Origin of the sequence: Gemmobacter aquarius (assembly GCF_003060865.1) — a bacterium.
Classification (GTDB): Bacteria; Pseudomonadota; Alphaproteobacteria; order Rhodobacterales; family Rhodobacteraceae; genus Paragemmobacter; species Paragemmobacter aquarius.
On sequence record NZ_CP028918.1, the window covers coordinates 2,946,186 to 2,963,052 of the forward strand.

The following is a 16,867-nucleotide window of genomic DNA, read 5'->3' on the forward strand; positions in this document are numbered from 1 at the left end:
GCCGCGCACCTTGGGTCGCCCCGTTACATCCCGTGCAAGGGGCGCTGCCCGCGCCGCCAAGATACCGCGGCTTTTGACGCCGCCTGCATCAGGCCGCGCCAGACCGGCAGGGCCAAGGCAAGGTCGGGTTCCGGCACCAGCAGCGTCAGATGGGTTTCCCCGTTCACAATGGACAGGCGGCCCCTTTGGCTGATCTTCCAGTCGGACAGGGCCGCTTCGGGGGCGCGGACGTCGAAGCGTTGGGTCAGCAGCACGCCATCGGCCAGCGTTGCGGTGAATTCGGGGGCCGAGGGGCCATCGCCCCGCGCATAGACCAGGGGCGGGGCCAGTTCGACACCGGCGAAGCCTGCGCGGGTCAGGGCTTGGGCGAGGTCTTCGAGCGTCACGCGACCAGAGCCTCGGCTTTTTTCAAATCGACGGACACGAGTTGGCTCACACCCTGTTCCTGCATCGTAACGCCGAACAGCCGGTCCATCCGCGCCATCGTCACCGCGTGGTGGGTGATGACCAGAAAGCGCGTGTCGGTGCGGCGGGTCATTTCATCCAGCATGTCGCAGAAACGGGTGACGTTGGCATCATCTAGCGGGGCGTCGACTTCGTCGAGCACGCAGATCGGCGCGGGGTTGGCGAGGAAGACGCCGAAGATCAGCGCAAGCGCCGTCAGGGTCTGCTCGCCGCCCGAGAGAAGCGACAGGGTGGCGAGTTTCTTGCCGGGCGGTTGGCACATGATTTCAAGGCCAGCTTCCAACGGGTCGTCGGATTCGACCAGCACGAGGCGGGCTTCGCCGCCGCCGAACAGGTGGGTGAAGAGCGTCGAGAAATTGGCGTTGACCTGTTCAAAGGCGGTCAGCAGGCGTTCGCGGCCCTCTTTGTTCAACCCTGCGATGCCCGAGCGCAGTTTCTTGATCGCCTCTTCGAGGTCGATCTTTTCGCGGGCCAGCGTGTCGTATTCTTCCGAGACGGTTTTCGCGTCTTCTTCCGCCCGCAGGTTGACCGCGCCCAAGGCTTCGCGCTGGCGTTTCAGGCGGTTCACCTCGGCGTCCAGCGTTTCGGCGTCGGGCATCTTGTCGGGGTCGGTGGCTAGCGTGCTGAGCAGTTGTTCGGGGGTGGCTTCGGTTTCCTCGAGGATGCGTTCGGCGCCGTAGGCGACGGTTTCGCGGGCGGCATCGGCGCGGGCTTCGGCGCGGGCGCGGGCTTCGCGGGCCTCGCCTGCCGAGCGTTCGGCGTCGCGTTCGGCGTCTTGGGCTGCGCGAAGGGCGGCTTCGGCTGCGGCCAAGGTTTCGACGGCGGCACGGCGGCGGGCTTCGGCGGCGTCGATGGCTTCGGCCAACTCCTCGCGCTTGATGGCGATTTCTTCGGGGGCGGCGCTGGCTTCGGCCAGTTCTTCGGTCGTTTCGGCTTTGCGTTCGGCCAGTTCGGCAATGCGGCGTTCGGCGGTTTCAAGGCGGTGCTTCCAGCCCGACAGTTCCTTGACCGCCTCTTGCCGCCGCCGCACGCGGGCTTCGCCTTCGCGGCGGAGTTCGTCATGCGCCGAGCGGCGGGTGAGCATGGCAAGGCGGGCGGCTTCGACGGCCACGCGGGCGGCTTCGACGGCGTTGCGGGCGGCGTCGAGGTTCGGAAGTTCGGCGGCCTGCGCTTCGGCCTCGCGCAGGCGGGCGCGGGCGGACATCGCCTCGTCCTCATAGCGCGAGACGGCGAGGGTGGCGGCTTCCAGCTTTCCGGCGGCGATGGAGCGGTCGGCCTCGGCCCTGCTGGCGGCGCGGTTTGCTTCGGTCACGCGGGCATCGGCGGCGCGGCGGGCATCGCGGGCCATCTGGTCGGCGCGGGCAAGATCGGACAGGCGGGCTTGCAGCGATTCATGGGCCTGGCGTGCGCCATCGGCACGGGCGGCGACGTCTTCGAGGTCGCGCTTCAGCTGCACGAGGCGGTTGAGTTGTTGCAGGCGCAGGGCGGCGGCCGATGGTGCGTCTTCGGCACCGGCACGGAACCCGTCCCAGCGCCACAGGTCGCCTTCGGCGCTGACGAGACGTTGACCCGGCAAGAGAGCCGCTTGCAGCGCGGCGCCTTGGTCGCGGGATATAAGGCCGATCTGCGACAGGCGGCGGGCCAGAACGGCGGGGGCGGTGACATGGGCGGAAAGCGGGCTTGCGCCTGCGGGAAGGGGCTGGCTGTGGTCGTACGGTGCAAGAGAGGCCCAGCCGGAACGCGCGGCGGCGTCGATTTCGGGCGCGCGCAGGTCATCGGCGAGGGCGGCACCAAGCGCCTTTTCATAACCCGGCGTGACGGTGAGGCGGTCGAGCAGTTGCGATCCGGCCAGTGCCTCGCGGTCGACAAGTCTGGCTAGGGCGGCGACTTCGGCGCGCAGGGCGTTGGCCTCGCCCTCGGCGGAGGAGCGGGCGGCGCGGGCTTCGGCTTCGCGGCTTTGGGTTTCGGCGCGGGCGGCTTCGGCTGCGGCCAGCGTATCCTCGGCGCGTTCGGCAAGGTCGGCGGCGGATTCCTGCGCCTCGGTCGCGGCGTCATAGGCTTCGGCGGCGGCGGTCAGGGCTTCGGTCGCGGTGTCGACGGTTTCGCGGGCGGTCGCCGCCTGCGTTTCGGCGCGGTCGAGCGTGGCGCGGGTGTCGGACAGCATGCGCTGCGCCGATTGGTGGCGGGCGGCGAGGCGGGCCGAATCCTCGGTGGCTTGGGCGAGCAGGGTTTCGCGGTCCGACAGCAGGGCACCGGCTTCGCGCGCCACTTCGGCGGCTTCGGCAAGGCGGTCGTCTTGGCCGTCGCTGGCGCGGGCGAGCTGTTCGATCTCCCATTCCAGCCGTCCGATGGTTTCGCCCGCGTCGCGGTTCAGACCGGCCTCGCGCTCCATGTCGCGGGTCAACTGGTCGATGCGGCCGCGCAGGGTTTCGATCATCTGGCGGGCGCGGGCCTCCTGATCGCCCAGCGCGTCGCGCTGCACGGTCAGGCGTTGCAGCACGGCCGAGGCAATCGCCTCTTCCTCGCGCTTGGCGGGAAGCGCGTCTTCGCGGGCTTCGCGGGCCTTGCCGGCAGCGCGGGCCGCGCTTTCGGCCTGCGATGCGGCGACGAGGCGGTCGCGCAGCGCACTTTCCGCCTCGGCCCGCGCGATTTCGGCCTCGCGCCAGCGGCGGTAGAGCAGCATCCCCTCGGCGCGGCGCAGGTCTTCGCCGATCTCGCGGTAGCGGGCGGCCTGTCTGGCCTGACGGGTCAGGGTCGAGAGTTGCTGCGCGAGGGTTTCGAGCACATCGTCGACGCGGGTCAGGTTATGTTCCGCGCCTTGCAGTTTGAGTTCGGCTTCATGGCGGCGGGCGTAAAGGCCGGAAATTCCTGCGGCTTCTTCCAGCACGCGGCGGCGGGATTTGGGTTTTGCGTTGATCAGTTCGGAAATCTGGCCCTGCCGCACGAGGGCGGGCGAATGGCTGCCGGTCGAGGCATCGGCAAACAGCATCTGCACATCGCGGGCGCGCACGTCCCGCGCGTTGGCCTTGTAGGCGGAACCGGCATCGCGGGTGATGCGGCGGATGATCTCGATCTGGTCGGCCTCGTTGAAACCTGACGGGGCGAGACGGTCCTGATTGTCGATCACCAGCGCCACTTCGGCGAAGTGGCGCGCACCGCGCGTGGCGGCACCGGCAAAGATCACATCCTCCATCCCGCCGCCGCGCATCGCGGTGGGGCGGTTTTCGCCCATGACCCAGCGCAGGGCTTCCAAGAGGTTTGACTTGCCGCAGCCGTTCGGGCCGACAACGCCGGTCAGCCCATCGTGGATCACCAGATCCGTGGGGTCGACGAAGCTTTTGAAGCCGTTGAGCCGGAGGCGGGTGAAGCGCAAAGGGGTGTCCTTGATTCCCGATGTCATATGGTCCGGCCAGACGGGAGCCAAGTCAACCATTGCGCCCCGCTATATGGGCGGGTTGCGCGGCTTATCCCCAAGATGTTGGGGCCACAGGGCGGAATTTGACGCAAATTCCGCGACGATTTCTGACGCAGAAATCGGTGGTGCGCGGGTGGCCAGCGGAATTTGTGTCAAATTCCGGCGCGGAGTTTGCGTCAAACTCCGCTCTTGACCGGTGGCGGAGGAGCGGTCACGCTTCGGGCATGATCACCTTGCTTGGCATTTGCGGCGCGTTGCGGGCCGGTTCCACGAACCGGCTTTTGCTGGCCGAGGCGCGGCGCGTCTTTGGCGAGGCGGAGCATGCCGAGGGGCATATCCGCATGCCGCTGTTCGACGAGGACCTCGAGATCGCCGAGGGGTTTCCGCCCGAGGCGGCGGCTCTGCACGGGCAGATCGTGGCGGCCGATGCCATCGTGATCGCCACGCCGGAATACAACAAGGCGGTGCCGGGGGGCCTCAAGAACGCGCTCGATTGGGTGAGCCGCGTGCCGGGGGCAGCTTGGCGCGACAAGCCGGTTGCCATCATGTCCGCGGCTGACGGGCGGGCGGGGGGCGACCGGTCGCAATTCGCGCTGCGCCTGTGCCTGACGCCGTTCCGTCCGCGTCTGGTCACCGGCCCCGAGGTGATGATCGCGAATTCGCGTGCCGCATTCGACGAGGACGGGCGGCTGAAGGACGAGCGCAACGTCAAGGTCTTGACCGAGCTGATGCAGGTCTTGCGGGCCGAGGCCGAGCGTTAGCCCCAGCCGCCGCCGCCGGGGGTGAGCATCTCGAAGACCGCGCCTGCGGGCAGGTCGCGTTCATCGTTGCCTTTCAGCACCTCGACCCTGCCATCGGGCCAGATCACGCGGTTTTCCCCCAATGCACCTGCCCCGCCGCCTGCCCCGCCGAAGGGGGCGACGATGCGGCTGGAGCAAAGCGTGGTGACGGTGACGGGTTCGAGAAACCGCATCCGCCGCACCGCGCCATTGCCGCCCTGCCATGTGCCGCTGCCGCCCGATCCGGCGCGGATGCCAAAGGTTTCCAGCCGGACGGGGAAGCGTTTTTCAAGGATCTCGGGGTCGGTCATGCGGGTGTTGGTCATGTGGCTTTGCACCGCGTCGCAGCCCGCAAAGCCGGGGCCTGCCCCTGTGCCGCCCGCGATGGTTTCGTAATTCTGGAAGCGGTCGTTGCCCCAGACGAAGTTGTTCATCGTCGCCTGCGAACAGGCCATGGTGCCGAGCGCGCCGTAAAGCGCATTGCAGGCGGCCTGCGACACCTCGGTATTGCCAGCGATCACGGCGGCGGGCGCGTTCGGGTTCAGCATCGTGCCCGAGGGGACGATGATGGTCAGCGGGCGCAGGCAGCCTTCGTTCAGGGGGATGGCTTTGCCGACGAGGGTGCGGAAGACGTAAAGCACCACGGCGCGGGTCACGGCCTGGGGCGCATTGTAATTGCCCGTGTGCTGGGCGGATGTTCCGGTGAAATCGACCGTGGCACTGCGGGCGGCGCGGTCGACCGTGACGCGGACGCGGATTTCGGTGCCGATGTCCATCGGATAAGTGAATTCACCGTCCGACAGGGTGTCGATCACTTGCCGGACGCTTTCTTCGGCGTTCCTTTGCACGTGGCCCATATAGGCGGCGACGCCCCCTGCCCCGTAGCTTTCGACCACGCGCAAAAGCTCGCGCCGTCCGGTTTCGTTGGCGGCGATCTGGGCTTTCAGGTCGGCCATGTTCTGGTCTATGGCGCGGCAGGGATAGGCTCCGGAGAGCAACAGGCTGCGGGTCGCGGCCTCGTTCAGCTTGCCAGCCTGGACAAGGGGGAAGACGTCGATCAGCACGCCTTCTTCGGTGATGCTGCGGCTGTCGGGCGGGGATGATCCGGGGGTGCGTCCGCCGATATCGGCATGGTGCCCGCGCGAGCCGAGCCAGAAGGCGGGTTTTCCGGCCACGAAGACAGGCGTGATCACGGTCACGTCAGGCAGGTGCGTGCCGCCGTTGTAGGGCGAGTTCAGCATATAGGCATCGCCATCGCGCAAACTGGCGGCGGTTTCGGCCATGACGGTTTTGACCGCATGCGACATCGACCCCAGATGCACCGGAACGTGCGGGGCATTGGCCACCAGATCGCCCGCCGCATCGAAGATGGCGCAGGAAAAGTCCAAGCGCTCCTTGATGTTGACCGACCAAGCGGTATTGGCGAGCGTGGCGCCCATCTGGTCGGCAATGGACATGAAGAGGTTGTTGAACACCTCGAGCAGCACGGGATCGGCCTGCGTTCCAGCGGCGGGTGTGCGGGCGATGGGGGATTGGCGTTCGAGGATCAGGTTGGCGTTTGGATCGACGCGGGCGGACCATCCGGCCTCGACCACCACCGTTCCGGTCTGTTCGGTGATGATGGCGGGGCCGGCGAGCGTGGCCCCTGCGCCAAGGGTGGCACGGTCGTAAAGCGGCACGTCGCACCAGCCGTCTGCCCAGACCGGCAAGACCGCCTTGGCGCGGGTTTCGCAAGGAGCGAGGGGTGTTTCGGGCAAGGGCGAGCCGCCGCCGATCGCTTCGACCGCGAGCATTTCGTAAAGCAACCCGCGCTCGGGCGAGATGAAGCCGAAGCGGGCAAGGTGGGCTGCCTCGAAGGCCGCTTGCATCGCGGCGGGCGGGCCGTAGGGCACCTCGAGCGGTTGGTGCGACCCGTCATAGCGCAGGTGGGCGCGGGTCTCGAAGCGGGGGGCGCTGATGCCTTGGGCGGCAAGGTCGGCGCGGGCCTGCGCTTGCAGGCGGGCGACCGTCGGGGCGGCGTCGGCGGTGAGGGGGGCGTCGAACTGCGCCTGATGCAGGGCGCGTATGTCGGCCAGACCCATGCCATAGGCCGACAGCACGCCCGCCAGAGGATGCAGGAACACGCGGGTCATGCCCAGCGCATCGGCCACGCCGCAGGCATGCTGGCCCCCTGCCCCGCCAAAGCATTGCAGGGTGTAGCCGGTCACATCATGGCCGCGCTGGACGCTGATCTTCTTGATCGCGTTGGCCATGTTGTCGATGGCGATGCGCAGGAAGCCGGTCGCCATGGCTTCGGGTGTCAGGTGCTGGCCGGTGGCGGCGGCGACCTGTTCGCCAAGATCGCGGAAACTGTCGCGCACGGCGATCACGTCGAGCGGTTCGTCGCCGTTCGGGCCGAAGACGGCGGGGAAATGGGCAGGCGACAGGCGGCCCAGAAGCACGTTGCAATCGGTCACGGTCAGCGGGCCGCCGCGACGGTAGCAGGCGGGGCCGGGGTTTGCGCCGGCACTTTCGGGGCCGACCTGAAAGCGCCCGTCGCGAAAGGTGCAGATCGATCCGCCCCCTGCCGCGACAGTGTGGATATCCATCATCGGCGCGCGCATCCGTACGCCTGCCACCTCGGTCTCGAAGGAGCGTTCGTAAACGCCTGCGTAATGGCTGACATCGGTCGAGGTGCCGCCCATGTCAAAGCCGATCAGCCGGTCGAAACCTGCGGCGGTGGCGGTGCGGACCATGCCGACGATGCCGCCTGCGGGGCCGGACAGGATGGCGTCCTTGCCCTGAAAGCGGGCGGCTTCGGTCAGGCCGCCGTTCGATTGCATGAACAAAAGCCGTCCCGTGGCGGTGCCGATGTCGAGTGCGGCTTCTACTTGGCCGACATAGCGGCGCAGGATGGGGGACAGGTAGGCATCGACCACGGTGGTATCGCCGCGCCCCACGAGTTTGGCCAGACGGCTGACCTGATGCGAGAGCGAGAACTGGGTGAAGCCGATCTCGGCCGCGATCTCGCCGATCCGCACCTCATGCGCGGGGTTGATGTAGCCGTGCAGAAGGGCCACGGCCACAGCGCGGATGCCTGCGGCATGGGCGGCGGCAAGCGCGGCGAGGGTGGCGGGTTCATCCAGCGGGGTGACGATTTCACCCGCGGCATCAAGGCGTTCGGGAACCTCGGCCACCTGTTCATACAGCAGATCGGGGCGCTTGATGTGCAGGTCGAACAGCGCAGGGCGAGCCTGCGTGCCGATGCGCAGCAGGTCGCGGAAGCCTTGGGTTATAAGCAGGAGCACCCGCTCGCCCTTGCGTTCCAGAAGCGCGTTGGTGGCGACGGTGGTGCCCATCTTGACGGCGGCGATGGCATTGGCGGGCAGCGGATCATCCGGCCCGAGGCCCAGCGTGTCGCGGATGCCCTGCACGGCAGCATCGGGGTAGCGTTCGGGGTTTTCCGACAGCAGTTTGCGCGTGCTTATCCCCCCGTCAGGGCTGCGGGCGACCACATCGGTAAAGGTGCCGCCACGGTCGATCCAGAATTCCCACGCGCCCGACATGAAACCCTCATTTTGCCGCCTGCCCTTGGGTCGGGCAAACGACAGCCCGAGTCAACGCTGCGCCGCTGCAAAATGAGTATTTGGGCAAAGGTGAAGCACAATGCCGAGCGCCCTTGTTCATCCTTGTCTTAAATACTCATTGGCCGACACCTGCCAGAGGCGCGCCGCTTGCCGATCGGTCAGTCTTTCTTCGCCTCGTGGTATTCCTGTTCGGTGTTGATTTCCCACAATTCGGCATGGGTGTCGCGGCCTTCGAGGATGCCGTCGACGGCGACCATGGCGGTCAGCATGGAATGATCCTGATTGTTGTAGCGGTGCATGCCGTTCCTGCCGACGAGGAACAGGTTTTCGAAGCGGTTCATGTAGTCGCGCACTTCGTCGAAGCGGTCGTAGCTGCCGAAATAGGCGGGATAGGCTTTCAGCGTGCGGACAACGACGGCGTCTTTCACATCATCGGGGTCCGAGACACCGAGTTTGGCGAGTTCTTCGACCGCGAAACGGGTCAGGTCGGCATCGGGCATCGACCAGATGTCGTCGCCTTCGTTGACGAAGTATTCCAGTCCGATCCAGATGTCGTCGGGGTTGGCCACCAGATAGGGGCTCCAGTTGTTGAAGATCTGGATGCGGCCCACCTTCACATCGGGTTCCTGCACGTAGATCCAGTTGTCGGGCACGCGGTCGTAAAGGTTGGCCGCAGTCGCGCCGCCGTTCAGCTTGATGCGTTTCAACAGCACGCCCACGGTGATGAAGTCGCGGTAGGTCAGGCCATCGGACACTGCCTGCACCGCTGCGGGGGCGGGCGGGATCAGGCCTTGCAGCAGGTCGCGCACGGGCATGGTGGAAAAGAAGTAATCACCGGTGATGGTGCGCTGTTCGCCCGACGCATCGGTGACGTCGATGGCGGTAACGCGCGAGCCGTCATGATGCACGGCGGTGACGCGGGTTTGCATGTGCAATTCGCCGCCCTTGGCGGTTACACCGGATGCGACCTTTTCCCAAAGCTGGCCGGGGCCGTGTTTGGGGTAAAGGAAACGCTCGATCAGGCTGGTTTCGACATTGCGCTGCGAGATCGTGGCGCTTTGCGGTTTCAGCTTGCGGAGGGCATTCTTCAGAAGGGCGGTGATCGAGAGGCCCTTGATGCGCTGCGCGCCCCATTCGGCGGGGATATCCTCGCACGGGACACCCCAGACCTTTTCGGTGTAGTCGCGGAAGAAGGTGGCATAAAGCTCGGCCCCGAAGCGGTTGATGATGAAATCGCGCAAGGACCGTTCGGGGCGGATCGGCAGGATGCGGGCGCGGGCGTAGCTGAAGAAGATCTTGGTGCTGCGCCACAGGCCAAGGCCCGCCAGCGTGGCGAGGCTGAACTTGATCGGGTAGTCGAAGAACTGCCGCAGGTAGAGGATGCGCGACACGCGGGGGCGCACCAGCATGACATCATCGGTCAGCGCAGGGTCGGCCCCGCCGGTGGGGTTGTCGATGCTGCGGTGCTTGTTCTGGTAGCTGATGGTCAGCGACGAGGCGTCTTCGTGCATGGATTGCAGCGGCAGGACATTGGCCCACCAGTCCATCACGCGGTCGGATTTGGAAAAGAAGCGATGGCCGCCGATGTCGATGCGGTTGCCCTTGTAATTCACCGTCCGGCTGATGCCGCCGACTTGGGTGTCGGCCTCGATCAGCACGGGTTTGATGCCCGAGCGGGTGACGAATTCATGCGCGGCGGTCAGGCCTGCGGGGCCTGCGCCGATGATGACGGCGGTGCGTCCTTGGGTGGGGGTGGTCATTGCGGGAACCCTTTATCGGCGTCATGCGGGCGGCGCGCATGGCGGAAACTGACGTATTTATGCGCGAGGAAAGAGTAGATCGCGGTCAGCCCGACCGCGCCGACATGGGCCAGCGCCTCGGGCGGGAGATGCGGGTCGAGGGCGGGCATATGGGTCCGCAGGTATTGCGCGAGCGAGGTGGTGATCGCGAGGCCACCGACCGAGACGGCGAAGAAGTCGATGGCTTCCGACCGCGTGAGCCGCCCCGAGGGTTCAAAGGTGAAGCGGCGGTTGAGAAAGAAGCTGACGCCCATGCCCGACAGGAAGGCGAATGCCACCGACAGGCCGTATTGCCAGCCCTGGGAATACCCGAGCACGGCATAAAGCACGTAGCCGACGGCCAGATTGACCGCGGCCGCAAGGCCGGAACACAGCAGGAATCTGTGAAACATCAGCCGGACAGGGGCTGATGCTGGGCCGGATACGGCGCTGACACCTTCAAGACTGCTCTCCTTTTTCGCGCTCTGCTGGCGACGATTGCGACCAAGGATAGAAAGCGACCACCTTTCGCGCAACAATGGCGACGTGCGGCGGTGAATTGTGCCGCCGACTGTGGCCAAGGTGCATCCTGCGCGGTGGCGGCCGTCAGACGCCCGGCGGGCGCATGTTGCCCAGAAGTTCGACAACGGTGATCAGGATCGGCACGATCACGATGATCAGGTTCACCGGAAACAGGAAGATCGCCATGGGGAACAGCATCTTGATCGGCAAGGAGTTGGCCTTTTCTTCCGCCCGCAGCAGGCGCATCTGGCGCATCTCTTTGGAATAGGTGCGAAGGGTCCGCACCACGCTTGCGCCAAGTTCCTGGCTTTGGCGGAACAGGGTGGCAAGGGTGCGGGCCTCTTCCAGCCGGACGCGGACGGAAAAGTTGGTCAGCGCGTCGTGCAAGGGGCGACCGGCGCGGACTTCGAGGCTGATGATCGCAAGGTGGGTGCCGAAGACGGGCTTGGTGGCAAGGAATTCGCGCGCGACGCGGTCGATTGCGGCTTCGATAGACAGGCCAGCGTCGACGCAGACGATCAGCATGTCCATGAAATCGGGAAAGAGTTTGCGGTTCTGGATTTCGGTCTTGTTCACGTAATAGTCGAGCACCGCGCTGCACAGGATGAAGGATACCCCGCCGAAGATCGCGGCCATCAGGACGGTGGCGGCAGGGTTCGTGTCGGGAAACAGGCGAACGATCAGGCTTCGCATGCCCACCATCACCACGACGACTGTAACAAGGCGCAGGATGTGAAAGGTGCGCGGCGCACCGGCGCCCATGAAACCCGCCGCGATCAGCTTCATTTCCAGACTGTCGGGCTGGGCCTTGTTCTGGATGTTGAAATAGTGGCTGAGCTTTTCGTTGTCGGTCGAGAAGATATCGCCGACCGAAGCGCGCTGCGTGGTCGCCGCCTCGATGTTGCGGGCGATGTCGCGGTTTCGCAACAGGACGGTCAGCATGGAAAAGGCGACCAAGGCCACGGCTGCAAAGACGGCGAGGTAGATCAGGTTTTCGTTCATGGACCGGCGTGCCCCCCGTTCAGAAGTCGAACCGGACGAGCCGGTTCAGGATGAACATGCCGATCGACATGATAACGAGAAGCGCGACCACGATCTGGGTGCCGTAGCCGCTTTCCCAGACCGGATCGAAATAGGTCGGAACCAGCAGCGAAATCAGCGTGTAAAGCGCGAAGGGGAAGATCGCCATGATGACCGAGGTGATGCGCCCTTCAGCCGAGATCGCCTTGATCTTTCCGCGGATCGTGCCGCGGTCTCGGATCATGTTGGACAGGTTTTCAAGGATTTCGGCGAGGTTGCCGCCCGTGCCGCGCTGCACGCTGACGGTGACGGCCAGAAGCGAAAGCTCTTCCGCGCCGACGCGGTCGACCATGTTGAGCATTGCGTCGTCAAGTTCCGAGCCAAAGGTGAGCTGATCGCTGAGAAGGCCGAATTCGCTGCCGATGGGGTCGGCCATCTCGCGCCCGACAAGGGCGATGGCGGTGGTCAGGGGGTGGCCCGCGTTCAGGCTGCGGACGATGATCTCGATGGCGAGCGGCAGTTGTTCGACGAATTTGCGGATGCGGCGCGAGCGGATGCGGATCACGGACAGCAGCATCAGGGCAAGGCCGATGGGCGGGCCGAACAGCACCTGACCCAGCGTCGTGGGGAAGAGGAAATCGGCGGCGACGATGCCTGCAAGCACGAAGCCCACAGCGTAAAGCATGCGGCGCTGCACCGACAGGCGCAGGCCCGATTGGCGGTAGACGCGGGTCATCCACGCGATGATGCCGCGCTCGCCCCAACCTGTGGTCGCGCTGCGGTCCTTCAGCAATTGGCGATAGGTTTCGGACTGGTTGCCGCCCCCCTCGGTTAGGCGTGCCAGACGGTCGTTCACCTCGCGCCGCGAACGCGAGAGTGACACGCCGTAGCGCAGGAGCGAGTCGACGGCGAGAAGGACCGCGGCGAAGACGAAGGCGTAGATGAGGATGAGCGACATGGATCAGAACCGCGTGGTCGGGTCAAAGATGCGGGGGTCGACCCGTAGCCCGATGCTTTGCACATCGGTCAGGAAGCGGGGCCGGATGCCGGTGGCGCGGAATTCGCCGATGATCATGCCCTTGTCGTCGACACCAAGGCGGTTGTAGCGCACGATGTCCTGCATCTGGATCACATCGCCCTCCATGCCGGTCAGTTCCGAAATGGCCGTCAGGCGGCGCGTGCCGTCGCGCATGCGCGACAGTTGCACGATCATGTGGATCGCCGAGGAAATCTGCGAGCGGATGGAGTTTTGCGACATCGGCATGCCGGCCATGCCCACCATCTGCTCCATCCGCCCCAGCGCGTCGCGCGGATTGTTGGCGTGGATCGTGGTCATCGAGCCTTCGTGGCCGGTGTTCATGGCTTGCAGCATGTCGAAAGCCTCGCCGCCGCGGACCTCGCCGATGATGATGCGGTCGGGGCGCATCCGCAGGGCGTTCTTGACCAGATCGCGCTGGGTGATTTCATTCCTGCCGTCCAGCGTGGGCGGGCGGGTTTCCATGCGGACGACGTGTTCCTGTTGCAGTTGCAGTTCGGCGGCGTCCTCGATGGTGACAAGCCGTTCGTCACCGGGGATCGAGGCGGAAAGCGCGTTGAGGAAGGTGGTTTTCCCCGACCCCGTTCCGCCCGAGACGACGATGGACACCTTGCCTTCGACGGCGGCGGACAGCAGGTCGGCCATGCCCTGCGGCAGCGCGCCGCGGTCGACAAGGCCCGACATGCCGATGGGGCGCTTGGCGAATTTGCGGATGGAAACCTGCGGGCCGTCGACCGTGACGGGACGGATCGCGGCGTTCACGCGGCTGCCATCGGCAAGGCGGGCATCGACGAGGGGCGAGCTTTCATCCACACGGCGCCCGACCGAGGCCACGATCTTGTTGATGATCCGCAGAAGGTGGGCTTCGTCCTTGAAGCGGACGTTGGTCTTGGACAGCTTGCCCGAGCGTTCGATGAACACGGTTTTCGGGCCGACAACAAGGATATCGGCGATGCTGTCGTCTTTCAGCAGGGGTTCCAGCGGGCCAAGGCCCAGCATCTCGTCGGCGGTATCGGACACCAGCGCGTCGAGTTCTTTGGCGTTGAGCGCAAGGTTGTTGGTGCGGACATAATCGCGGACCAGCGGGCGGAGTTCTTCCAGAAGCTGGCTGTCCTCCATGCTGTCGAGGATGGTGAGGTTGATCTTGTCCAGCAGGAAGCGGTGCAGGTTGACCCGTTCGGCCACCATGTCGGGGCCTGACGAGAAATCGACCACCGCCGGTTCGACGGCGACGGCGCTGCCGGTCTGGGGAAGCGGTGACTCGTCGGTCTTGCGGAAAAAGCGCCCTACCATGCTGGTCCTCCGGAAATGTCTTTTGCGGTCATCTGACGATCACCTTTGTGCCTTCGGGCACGGTCTGGAAAAGTTCGATCACATCGGCATTGGTCAGCCGGAAACAGCCCGAGGTCTCGTAATTGCCGACCGAGGGCGCGTTGTTGGTGCCGTGGATGCGGTAAAGCGTGTCGCGCCCGCCCGCGTAGAGGTAAAGCGCACGCGCGCCGAGCGGGTTGTAAGGACCGGCGGGGACCATGTCGGGAAGCGACGGGTCACGTTGACGCATTTCTGTGGGCGGGCGCCATTCGGGCCATTTGGCCTTGCGCCCCACGGTGACGGTGCCGGTCCATGTGAAACCATCGCGCCCGACGCTGATCTGGTAGCGGGCGGCCTGACCCTTGCCCAGCACCATGTGCAGGGTGCGGTCGGCGTTCGAGATGATGATGGTGCCGGGTTTTTCGGTCGTCTCATAGGCCACGACTTGGCGCGTGTGCTGGCCAAGATCGCGCGGGATGGCCTTGGTCTCGGCATGGGCGAGGCTGGCGAGCACCAGCGACAGGAAGGCCATAAGCGAAAGGCGAAGCACCCTCATTTCGCGGCCTTTTCGGTCAGCATGGTGTCTTTGACGTAGCGCGCGATCTCGCGCTCGAATTTCGAACGGCCATTCACATCACCCGGCACAACGCCGCGGTCGAGCGCTTCGGCAAAGGTGCTGTCGTCGCGCGGCAACAGGCGGTAGGGCGTGTCGCCGAACAGTTCCTTTAGCTTGGCCGCCGGAATGCGCGAGCGTTTGAACAGGCCGGTCTCGCACTTGTTGATCAGCACATTGGCCTGTTTGGGCGCACCGGGAAGGGCGCGGATCGTCTTTAGAAGGTCAAGCGCGTGCTTGATCGAGGGGATGTTCATTTCGCAGACGATGGTGGCGGTGTTGACCGCCGAAAGCACATCCTGCGCCCAGTCCACCTCGTAATAGGGCACGTCGAGAACGGTGTGGGCGTGTTCCATCGTCACCGCATCCAGAAGGCGCAGCACCAGTTCGTAGCCGTTCAGGTGCGTGACGAAATCACGGCGCTTGAAGCTGTAAAGGTGGAAGTCGTGAGGGTGCTTTTGCTGGATCAGGCTGACGAATTCGTGGTCGATCCGTTCCGGCTGGGTGATGATGGAATCAAGGTTCAGCGTGGTCGAAAGGTTCAGCATCATCCCGCAGGAGCCGCTGGAAAAGTCGAGATCGAACAGCCCGACCGAGGCCTTTTGCTTTGCAAGGCTGCGGGCCAGCGCATCGGTGATGGAAATGGCAACCGTGGTGCCGCCTGCCCCCGCCATGGCGGAGATAACGGCATGGACGCGGGTGGAAAGCTGCTTGGCGTTGCGGATCGACGAATTGAGCGAGGCGTGGAAATCAGCCTGACCCAGCGGCTTGCGGTGCCAGTCGTGGATTTTAAGCTTCAGCAGGCGGCGCATCTGCGCGTCGTCCAGCGCCTCGGAGACGATGATCACGGGTACGTCGCCGTAATGGCCGCGGATCTCGGCCAGCACTTCCAGTTCCGAGGTCGTGGGGCTGCCGAGGTCGAGCACCACGATATCGGGCGCGTGGGCATGCGGGTTGGTGATGACGGATTCGATGCGCGCCCGTTCGGCACGGTAATCGCCGGTGCGGGTGACGAGTTCGACGATCTCTTCCGCGCCGCTTTGCCCGGTATCGACGACAAGCACCGAATACTTTCGCATCGGTTTGCGGAAACTGCTCGGTTCGTTTTCCATGGCATTCATATGCGGTCAGGACTCTGTTTTGCCTGTGGAAGGCGGGTGTTCGGCTGCGTCACAAGGTCGGGCAGGGGTTCGAAAAGGTGGTCGCGGAGCGGGCGGGGTTGTTGCAGGTCGACAGGTCTTCGCCGGTCACGGTGACCGGGCTGAAGGGAATGGGGATGGACCGGATGCCGAGGAGCGGGCCCAGAAGGAAGGTGCTGAAATTCAGGTTTCGCAGTTGCACGGTCACGTTGACGACAGGTCCGGCATCGCGGCCGATGTATCCCAGACCGTTGCGCGTATAGGTGACGATCACATTTTCCGCCTTTATGCGCGGGTTGACGTCGCACATGCCGGGAAGGGCGCCGCCATAGGCGGTTTTGCAAATGCCGTCCGACCCGTAGAGGATGCGGTTGAAATCCTGGGTGCATTTGGCCAGACCCGCCGTCGCACCGTCACCGACGCAACTGACCCTGACCGTGTCGCCCCCGACGGGGTCACCCGGCAATCCGGCGGAATAGCTGCCAAGCGTCTTGAAGTCGGTCTCTTGCGCGACCGGATCCGAGACCGCCGCGACGCGCGCGCCGATGGCGATGGCGCGGCCTGTCTGTTCCCACTGGAACACCGCATAGCCGAATTCGACAAAGGTAATGATAACCGTCAGCATCAAGGGAAAGACGATCAGCCCCTCGATCAGGGTCACGCCGCTTTCGCTGCGGCGGAACCGGGAAAGGCGCGCGAAGGGGCGGGTTACCATCCGATATACCTCAGCGAGTATTTGTAGCTCAGCGGTATTCCGGGCAGGCGGAGCAGACGGAAGGTCGGCGACTGGGAATGGCTGTAGGTGCCCGTGACCGAAATCGTCGTGCCAAGGGTGATGTTCTTGAACTGCGCCACGGGCGGATCGAAGTCATAGCTGATCGAGGGCAAGGTGGTGCCGGGCAGGCGGTTGGCGACCACGCCCGTGGCCGTGCCGGTGGGATAGAAATAGCTGGTGGCCAGTGCCGTGGCCTTGGCTTGCGAACACATCGGTGTCGAGGCGGAGGTGGCTTCGACGTTGCAACGCGACAGGTAACGGGCGGCGTCGCGCACGCCTGCCTGAAGCTGCTGGCGTTCCCAGAAGATAAAGCCGAACTCGATCACCGCGAGCGCGAAAAGGGTGATCATCGGCACGACCAGAAGCGCCTCGGCAAGGACCGCCCCCCGTTCCGAGGTTCTGAAACGCGAGAATAGGGACGCGGCCAGACGCTTCACGGTTCACTTTC

The 16,867-nt window shown here is 65.2% G+C and carries 13 protein-coding genes; 1 reads left to right on the forward strand and 12 read right to left on the reverse strand.

Features of this window, described 5'->3' with window-relative positions; all coding sequences use genetic code 11:
• Positions 1 to 23: 23 nt before the first annotated feature.
• Together HYN69_RS14225 and smc are read right to left on the reverse strand one after the other, a co-directional pair.
• Entirely contained in the window at positions 24 to 386 is a 363-nt protein-coding gene (locus tag HYN69_RS14225; protein ID WP_108436317.1) for a hypothetical protein, read from the reverse strand.
• On the reverse strand, positions 383 to 3,838 hold the full coding sequence (smc, locus tag HYN69_RS14230) for a chromosome segregation protein SMC (protein WP_108437232.1): 3,456 nt from the start codon (positions 3,836 to 3,838) through the stop codon (positions 383 to 385). The genes HYN69_RS14225 and smc overlap by 4 nt, the downstream gene beginning before the upstream one ends.
• A gap of 266 nt (positions 3,839 to 4,104) precedes the next feature.
• On the opposite strand from smc, the gene HYN69_RS14235 reads away from it, so the two are divergent.
• The gene (locus tag HYN69_RS14235; RefSeq protein WP_108436318.1) at positions 4,105 to 4,641 is read left to right on the forward strand and encodes an NADPH-dependent FMN reductase; all 537 of its coding nucleotides are present in this window, start codon (positions 4,105 to 4,107) and stop codon (positions 4,639 to 4,641) included.
• Here HYN69_RS14235 and HYN69_RS14240 read toward each other — a convergent pair.
• From HYN69_RS14240 to HYN69_RS14285, 10 genes are all read right to left on the reverse strand, one after another.
• A complete protein-coding gene (locus HYN69_RS14240; protein ID WP_108436319.1) occupies positions 4,638 to 8,204 on the reverse strand; it encodes a hydantoinase B/oxoprolinase family protein in 3,567 nt (1,188 codons plus the stop codon). The genes HYN69_RS14235 and HYN69_RS14240 overlap by 4 nt on opposite strands.
• A 179-nt stretch (positions 8,205 to 8,383) precedes the next feature.
• Positions 8,384 to 9,985, reverse strand: coding sequence for an NAD(P)/FAD-dependent oxidoreductase (locus HYN69_RS14245; RefSeq protein ID WP_108436320.1), 1,602 nt, complete (start codon positions 9,983 to 9,985; stop codon positions 8,384 to 8,386).
• Positions 9,982 to 10,416, reverse strand: a complete 435-nt coding sequence (locus tag HYN69_RS14250) for a GtrA family protein (RefSeq protein ID WP_108436321.1) — start codon at positions 10,414 to 10,416, stop codon at positions 9,982 to 9,984. Before HYN69_RS14250 ends, HYN69_RS14245 begins: the two co-directional genes overlap by 4 nt.
• A gap of 193 nt (positions 10,417 to 10,609) precedes the next feature.
• Complete coding sequence (locus tag HYN69_RS14255) at positions 10,610 to 11,527, reverse strand: type II secretion system F family protein (RefSeq protein ID WP_108436322.1); 918 nt, start codon at positions 11,525 to 11,527, stop codon at positions 10,610 to 10,612.
• 19 nt (positions 11,528 to 11,546) lie between these two features.
• Complete coding sequence (locus tag HYN69_RS14260; protein ID WP_108436323.1) at positions 11,547 to 12,503, reverse strand: type II secretion system F family protein; 957 nt, start codon at positions 12,501 to 12,503, stop codon at positions 11,547 to 11,549.
• A 3-nt stretch (positions 12,504 to 12,506) separates the two neighbouring features.
• Positions 12,507 to 13,874, reverse strand: coding sequence for a CpaF family protein (locus HYN69_RS14265; protein WP_108436324.1), 1,368 nt, complete (start codon positions 13,872 to 13,874; stop codon positions 12,507 to 12,509).
• Positions 13,875 to 13,902: 28 nt separating this feature from the next.
• A complete protein-coding gene (locus HYN69_RS14270; RefSeq protein WP_108436325.1) occupies positions 13,903 to 14,448 on the reverse strand; it encodes a L,D-transpeptidase in 546 nt (181 codons plus the stop codon).
• Positions 14,445 to 15,617: an AAA family ATPase gene (locus HYN69_RS14275; protein WP_159082487.1), complete on the reverse strand. Its 1,173-nt coding sequence runs from the start codon at positions 15,615 to 15,617 to the stop codon at positions 14,445 to 14,447. The genes HYN69_RS14270 and HYN69_RS14275 overlap by 4 nt, the downstream gene beginning before the upstream one ends.
• A gap of 58 nt (positions 15,618 to 15,675) precedes the next feature.
• Positions 15,676 to 16,359, reverse strand: coding sequence for a TadE/TadG family type IV pilus assembly protein (locus tag HYN69_RS14280; RefSeq protein WP_108436327.1), 684 nt, complete (start codon positions 16,357 to 16,359; stop codon positions 15,676 to 15,678).
• Positions 16,353 to 16,856, reverse strand: a complete 504-nt coding sequence (locus HYN69_RS14285) for a TadE/TadG family type IV pilus assembly protein (protein WP_108436328.1) — start codon at positions 16,854 to 16,856, stop codon at positions 16,353 to 16,355. Before HYN69_RS14285 ends, HYN69_RS14280 begins: the two co-directional genes overlap by 7 nt.
• Positions 16,857 to 16,867: the final 11 nt, after the last annotated feature.